Below are 6,732 nucleotides of genomic sequence, written 5' to 3' on the forward strand. Positions count from 1 at the left end.
AACCAATCAAGCCCACGCAGGAGCCGACATGAAACTGGACAAGCGACTGAGCCCTTTGACCGATAGGCGCGACCTGGGGCGCTTCTCCCGCCGCCTGCTCAGTGAGGGGCATGAGTGGACGCTGGATGATTTTATCGCCAAGAACAAGTCCCTCTACGCCAACGTGGTGGTCCGCCTGTTCCTGCTGGTGAACCTGCTGACCCAGGCTTACCTGGTGATGCGTATTGCTGGGCTGTTGCATCGGGGAGAAATCCAGCTGGATGTGGTGTCGCTGTGGGATCCCCTGCTGGCGCCTTCCGGCTTGCTGCAGGGGCTCTATGGCTTGACTGTGCTGGCCTGCCTGTTGTTTTTTTGGCGGCCGGGCTGGCTGCTGGGGCGGCGCCAGGCTGAACGGATCTACCGGTATACCCGGGCCCGCTGGATCCTGCTGGCGGTCACCCTGGTGACCCTGCTGTGGTTGTGTCTGCTCAACTACCACTACCACGTCCAGTACCTGATCCTGACCAATTCCAACTGGGGCATCATGTCGGCGGTGTTTCTCACCCTCTCCCTGAGCTATGCCAGCATCGCCTTCATCTTTCCCTCCCTGGCCAGTTTGATGCTGGGGATCTTGTTCGCCAGCCTGCTGAATGATCCCTATATCCAGCGGCTGCTGGCACCGGATCAGAGCACCCACTGGTTCAGTTACGTCGGCTGGCTGGAGCTCTTGTGGCTCAGTGGGCTGTTCTTCTATTTCGCCAATCGCCTGGTGCGCTTTACCGCCGCTCAGGAGTTCGAGAACCTGCAGCTGATGCGGGCTCTGGTGGAGGCCTCCAACCTGGATCCCCTGCTGAACATCCCCAATCGGCGGGCCTTTTTCAGCACGGCGGAGAAGCGCCTGAGCCGCCTGCAGGCCCGTGGCGGCCAGGCCGTGGTGCTGATGCTGGATGTGGATCACTTCAAACGCTACAACGACCATTACGGCCATCTGCAGGGGGATGCCTGTCTGCAGACGGTGGCCGACTGCCTGCGCCGGGGGATCCGCGACGAGGTGGATAACCTGGGGCGCTACGGCGGCGAGGAGTTCGTGGTCTACCTGGAGGATACGGATCTGGCCGGTGCCCGGGTGGTGGCCCAGCGCATTCAGGCGCTGCTGGCGGAGGCCGCGCTGCCCCATGCCGCCTCGCCCACGGCCCCCTGGGTGACCATCAGCATAGGGATGGCGCCGCTGCAGGCCGGGCTCTCCCTGGCGGCCGCGCTGGATCAGGCGGATCAGGCCCTCTACCGGGTCAAACAGCAGGGTCGCAACGGGGTGGGGGACTAGGTCGCGGGGCCATCGCCCGGCGGCGCCACCAGCCCGGCCCCCGGATCGTGAAACATCAGGTTGAGGCACTGCAGGGGCGCCCGCAGCCCAGGGAGATCCAGCAGCAGGATGCGGCCCCGGGCCAGCCGTAGCAGACCGTCCAGCTCAAACTGCTTGAGCACCTCGTTGAGCCGTGGTCGGCTGATGCCAGCCAGCAGGCTCAGCTGTTGCTGGCTGATGGGCAACTGCAGCCCCTCGGGCAGATCCTGGCCGCAACGGTCGCCCAGGTGCAGCAGCAAATAGGCCACCCGCTGGGGCAGGCTGTGCCAGCTGTTGAGGTTGAGTTGCAGCCGGACGCCATGTTGCTGCAAGGCGATGGCAAACAACCACTTATAGACCTCGGGCTGTTGACGGCCCAACCCCTCTACCTCCGCCTTCGGCAGCAGCCAGGCCACCGGCGGCAGCAGCACCTCCATCAGGCTGAACAGCTGGTGTACCTCAGGATTGAAGGCATGAAAGCCCCACCAGTCACCTGGGCCCAGGGCCATGCCGATGCTGCGCTTCATCTGACCATCGGGTATCGCCAACAGCACGGCACCCTGCTCCAGGTAGAAGATGCCAGGGGGCGGATTGAGGCGGTTGTACTGCTGCAGCAGATCCACCGGCCGGGCGATGGCCAGCAGCGCCTGTTGCAGGCTGGTGGCGATATCACCGGGCCAGGTGGCCTGGGCCAGGGGCTGGGATGGTGGCATGGACCCTCCGGTGTCACAGACGCAGCAGCATCTCGTGCCAGGCCAGGCCGCCGTGGGCCGAGGCGCTGGGACGCACATAGTTGAAGCCAAAGCGCCGGTACAGGCCGATATGCTCCTCCCGGCACATCAGCTCGATGGACTGCTTGTGCAGCCGCTTCATGCGCTGGATGAAGTTCACCAGCAGCAGGCCCGCCAGCCCCTGGCCCTGATGATCCGGGTGTACCGCCAGGGACAATATCACCGCCTGACGGCCCGCCGGGTCGTGGCCCACCAGCTCCTTGAAGGCACAGTCGTCCATGCGCACCACATCGGCACAGGCGCTGTTGATCATGCCGGCGATCACGCCGTCGATCTCCAGCAGCATGAAACCATCCGGATACATACGAATACGTTTTTCGATCTTCTCCCGGGTCGCCGCCTCGTCGCCGGGGTAGGCGCTGCGCTCGATGGCGTAGCAGCGATCGAGATCCGCGAGGGAAGGGGAGCGCAAGCGATAGTCGGTCAACAGCATGGGACCTCCTTGAGTAAGGTTGATGGGGCATGGTAACGCCTGCCGCAGGCCCGGCCAAGGCTGTCGCCTGTCACAATTGGCCACAGTTCCGACACACTCGGCTGACAGCCCGGGGCTAGGCTCAGGTTAGGCCCATGGTTACGACGTCTTTTGGGAGTGCCTGTCATGAAATACCTCTACGGCCTGTTGGCCCTGTACCTGGCCAGCTGGCTGTTCACCCTGCCGGCCGACGCCCTGCAACAGGGCTTCTTCTTCTGGCGTGGCCAACTGGTGCAGCTCTCCGGCGCCCTGCTCATCGCCCTGTTGGCGGCCCTGCTGCTGATGGCCACCCGGCCACGCTGGCTGGAGCAGCGCCTGGGGGGGCTGGATCACCTCTATCTGCTGCACAAGTGGTGCGGCATCGGCGCCGCGGGTCTGGTGGTGCTGCACTGGCTGCTGAGTAAATCCCCCCGCTGGCTGATCCAGTGGGGCTGGCTGACCCCGGGAGCCCGCCATGCCCATCAGGGGGCCAGTTGGCGGGGCCTGGGCATGGAGCTGGGGGAGCTGGCCTTCTACGGCATGCTGCTGCTGGTCATCATCAGTCTGGTGCAGGCGCTGCCCTATGGCCGCTTTCGCCTGATCCACAAGCTGGGGGCCGTGCTGGGGCTGATGGCCGGGTTGCACAGCCTGATCCTGCTCTCCGACCCCCTGCGCAACACCCCCTTCGGCTGGCTGACCCAGCTGGCCTGCCTGCTGGTGCTGGTCGCCGCCCTGTGGAGCCTGCTGGGCCGCATCGGTCGGGCCCGTCGGGTCACCGGCCAGCTGGAGGTAGTGAGTCATCCGGCACCGGATCTGGTGGAGCTGGCCATCCGGCTGCCCCGCGCCTTCACCCGGGACTACCAGCCTGGGCAGTTCGCCCTGCTGACCCTGGATGCCAGGGAGGGGGCCCATCCCTTCACCATACTGCGCCAGGACCCGGACACCGGCCTGACTCACTTCGCCATCAAGGGGCTGGGGGATCACACCCGGCAGCTGGTGCAGGGCTGCCGGGCGGGGCAGCGCGTCTGGGCCGAGGGGCCTTATGGCCGCTTTGTCCTGCCGGACGAAGGGGCGACGCCCCAGCTGTGGATCGCCGGCGGCATCGGCATCACCCCCTTCTTCGCCTGGCTGGAGGCCTTGGCGCGCCAGGGGCAGACCCGGTGCCACACCCGGCTCATCTATTGCGTCGAGCGCCCGGAGGAGGTGCTGCACGGCGAGCGCCTGCGGCAACTGGCGCGCAAGAGCGGCGTGGCGCTGGAGATCCACACCCGCCAGCAACAGGGGCTGCTGGATCCCCGGCCACTGTTTACCGACCCCCAAGCCCAGTGCTGGTTCTGCGGTCCTCAGGGCCTGGGCGAATGCCTGGCCAGCGCCCTGCCTGCCGGCCGGCTGCACCATGAGCGGTTCGCGTTTCGTTGATGGGCTAAGTGGGTTCAGCCAGGATGCTAGGCCTGGCGCCGCCAGGCGCTGGGGCTGAGTCCGGTGCTGGCGCGAAAGCGGTTGGCGAAGTGGCTGGGGCTGGCGAAGCCGCAGGCCAGGGCGATCTCGGTCAAGGGCAGCGGACTGTGGCGCAGCAGCTCCCGGGCCTTCTCCAGCCGGCGCAGCATCACGAACTGGTGGGGCGCCAGCCCGGTGCTCTGTTTGAACATGCGGGCGAAGTGGTATTCGCTGAGCTGGGCCTGGGCCGCCAGCTCCGCCAGGGTGAGGGGGCTGTCCAGGTTGGCCTCGATATAGGCCTGCACCCGCCGCTGTACCATCGGGGCCAGGCCACCGCGCACCGTCGGCAGCTGCCAGCGCACCTGGCTGTAGTGCTGGATCAGGTGGGTGAGCAGCAAGGTGGCGCTGGTGGAGAGCAGCAGCTGGTTGGCGTCCTGCTGCCAGTCGCAGGCCAGCAGGCAGTGGCGGTAGAGGGCTGTGATGCGCGGATCCTCGCCGAAGGTCTGCTCGTCCAGGTTCAGCTCGGCGGGGGCCTTGTCCCAGATCTGCAGGGCGATGGCCTTGAGGTGCTCATCGGTGCAGTAGAGGTGCACGAAGGAGAGATCCGAGCGCACATCCCAGGTGGATTCGCACTGCTGGGGCATCAGGCAGAAGCGATCCGGCGCGCCGCCGTTGCGCCAGCCATAGGGGGTCTTGTGGTAGGTCTCGTAGCCGTCGGCCACATACAGGCTCAGGGTATGGTGATCGCAGCACTGGGTGATGGTGTCGTGCTTGTTGGTCCAGGCGGCCAGCTCGATGCCCGACCCCAGGCGGACGCGCTCCCGCAGTTGGGCCTTGTGCTGGCTCAGATTCTCGAAGGCTTGGTAACGGCGCATATCCTGGCTCCCGGCTAAGGGGTCCAGTCTAAGAAATGGCGCCGACGGATGCCAGCGCGCCTCGCCCGGGCGGCAAAAAAAGCGCAAGAGTGTGCAAGTGCCGCGCGCCGCCGCAAGGATGGGCAAGCCGGTGGAGCCGAAATCGGGCAGACTGCTCGCCTGTCTGGTGAGGAGTCGTACCATGAACCTGTTTCTCTATCTGCTGGTGGTGCTGATCTGGGGCACCACCTGGATCGCCATCGTGTTGCAACAGGGCGCCGTGCCGGTGGCCGTGTCCATCTTCTGGCGCTTCGCCCTGGCCTCGGCCCTGTTGTGGCTCATCCTGTGGGGCAGCCGGCGGTTAAGGCCGCTCAGCCTGCGGGATCACGGCTTCTGCCTGCTGCAGGGCTGCTGCGTGTTCGGCTTCAACTTCTACTGCTTCTACACCGCCTCCCACAGCATCAACAGCGGCCTGGAGTCGGTGATCTTCTCCATGGCGGTGCTGTTCAACGCCATCAACGCCCGGCTGTTCTTCGGCCAGCAGATCCCGGGCCGCTTCTGGCCTGCCGCCGGGCTGGGGCTGTTGGGCATGATCTGCCTGTTCTGGCCAGAGCTTAGGGCGTGGCATCCGGCCCTGCTGCCCGGCGTCGGTCTGAGCCTGTTAGGCACCTACGGGTTTTCTCTGGGCAACATGCTGAGCGCCCGCCATCAGCGCCAGGGCCTGGACATCCTCTCCACCAACGCCCGGGCCATGCTCTACGGCACCGGGGTGATGGGCGCCCTGGCCTGGGCCCAGGGGGCGGACTTTACCCCCGAGCTGAGCCTCACCTACCTGGGGGCTCTGGGCTATCTGGCGGTGTTTGGCTCCGTCATCGGCTTTGGTGCCTACTTCGCCCTGGTGGGCCGCATCGGCGCCAGCCAGGCCGCCTACAGCACACTGCTGTTCCCCCTGGTGGCCCTGGGGGTCTCCACCCTGTTTGAAGGCTACGTCTGGCATGCCAACGCCGTGCTGGGGCTGGCCCTGATCCTGATGGGCAATGGCGTCATGTTTATACCCGCCAGCGCCTTTGGCCGCGGGCGGCGGGCCGTGGCGGCGTAACAAGGCGGTGCCAGCAAGGCTGCCGTTGATATCGCGGCGTCAGTTTTGCCTAGAGGGCAGGGCCGCCTGGCATGGCGGCCCATGCTTGTCTGAATCGCTTTTACCCAGCCATTCCCACTCACCACGCACTTCTCTCCACGCACTTCTCGCCACTCACTGCCATCCTCCCTGCTGCACGGCGCGGATACCCCAGGCCAGCGACGCCGGCTCCCGGTGACCTGCCTCGGCCTGGCGCCAAACCGGTGCTGGGCAATGCAGCCCTACCCCTAGCCAGTTAGACCGCGCCTCGGCGGGGCGCTGGCCTAACGCTGCGCCATCGAAGCGCAAGGGGGGCGCCCCATCTGACCCGCTCAGTTGACAGATTGCCAAATGTGACCTACCCGCATGTCAATGCACGTAAAGGACGGTTAGGATAGGGACTCATAGGACTGTGTTTGAGGCAGCGTACTGGGGGCTGAAACCCAGGGGCGGTAGCTTGACTGGCGCCCAGCAAACCGGCCAGGCCTGGGGCAAAATCACTGTCGATACGGCCAGTTAGGAACACGATCAGGTCCCACTGCGGGATAGGCGGCAAATTTGCCGCCTATCCACGACCGGTGAAAACCCAAGAATTTTTTGGCGTCAGAACAACAGGTTGCAAGGGTGAGTCATCATGCCTTGCGGAACTAGGCGGCCCGCCGCTGTGGATAGGTGGCAAATTGCCGCTTAATAAATTGTTGCACTCGCCGAGGCAGGCCTCGGAGAGGTCCGATTTAGACGACGGCGAACACATTAATACT

General features: G+C 65.5%; 6 protein-coding genes. 3 read left to right on the forward strand and 3 right to left on the reverse strand.

Going from position 1 to position 6,732, the window contains the following annotated elements; all coding sequences use genetic code 11:
• The first annotated feature begins 28 nt into the window (after positions 1-28).
• The gene (locus ABD847_RS13930) at positions 29-1,303 is read left to right on the forward strand and encodes a GGDEF domain-containing protein (protein WP_345014066.1); all 1,275 of its coding nucleotides are present in this window, start codon (positions 29-31) and stop codon (positions 1,301-1,303) included.
• Here the strand turns inward: ABD847_RS13930 and ABD847_RS13935 are convergent.
• Both ABD847_RS13935 and ABD847_RS13940 read right to left on the reverse strand, forming a co-directional pair.
• Positions 1,300-2,034 (reverse strand): Crp/Fnr family transcriptional regulator, encoded by a 735-nt coding sequence (locus ABD847_RS13935; RefSeq protein WP_345014068.1) that lies wholly within the window; start codon positions 2,032-2,034, stop codon positions 1,300-1,302. The two genes, ABD847_RS13930 and ABD847_RS13935, sit on opposite strands and share 4 nt — an antisense overlap.
• A gap of 13 nt (positions 2,035-2,047) precedes the next feature.
• On the reverse strand, positions 2,048-2,545 hold the full coding sequence (locus ABD847_RS13940; protein WP_345014070.1) for a GNAT family N-acetyltransferase: 498 nt from the start codon (positions 2,543-2,545) through the stop codon (positions 2,048-2,050).
• A 165-nt stretch (positions 2,546-2,710) separates the two neighbouring features.
• On the opposite strand from ABD847_RS13940, the gene ABD847_RS13945 reads away from it, so the two are divergent.
• Positions 2,711-3,982 (forward strand): ferredoxin reductase family protein, encoded by a 1,272-nt coding sequence (locus ABD847_RS13945; RefSeq protein WP_345014072.1) that lies wholly within the window; start codon positions 2,711-2,713, stop codon positions 3,980-3,982.
• Between the two features lie 26 nt (positions 3,983-4,008).
• Here the strand turns inward: ABD847_RS13945 and ABD847_RS13950 are convergent, their stop codons facing one another.
• Positions 4,009-4,875 (reverse strand): helix-turn-helix domain-containing protein, encoded by an 867-nt coding sequence (locus ABD847_RS13950; RefSeq protein ID WP_345014074.1) that lies wholly within the window; start codon positions 4,873-4,875, stop codon positions 4,009-4,011.
• 181 nt (positions 4,876-5,056) lie between these two features.
• Between ABD847_RS13950 and ABD847_RS13955 the strand changes: the two genes are divergently transcribed.
• Positions 5,057-5,953, forward strand: a complete 897-nt coding sequence (locus tag ABD847_RS13955) for a DMT family transporter (protein ID WP_345014076.1) — start codon at positions 5,057-5,059, stop codon at positions 5,951-5,953.
• Positions 5,954-6,732: the final 779 nt, after the last annotated feature.

The sequence above is a fragment of the Pseudaeromonas paramecii genome (genome assembly GCF_039540575.1).
GTDB lineage: Bacteria > Pseudomonadota > Gammaproteobacteria > Enterobacterales > Aeromonadaceae > Pseudaeromonas > Pseudaeromonas paramecii.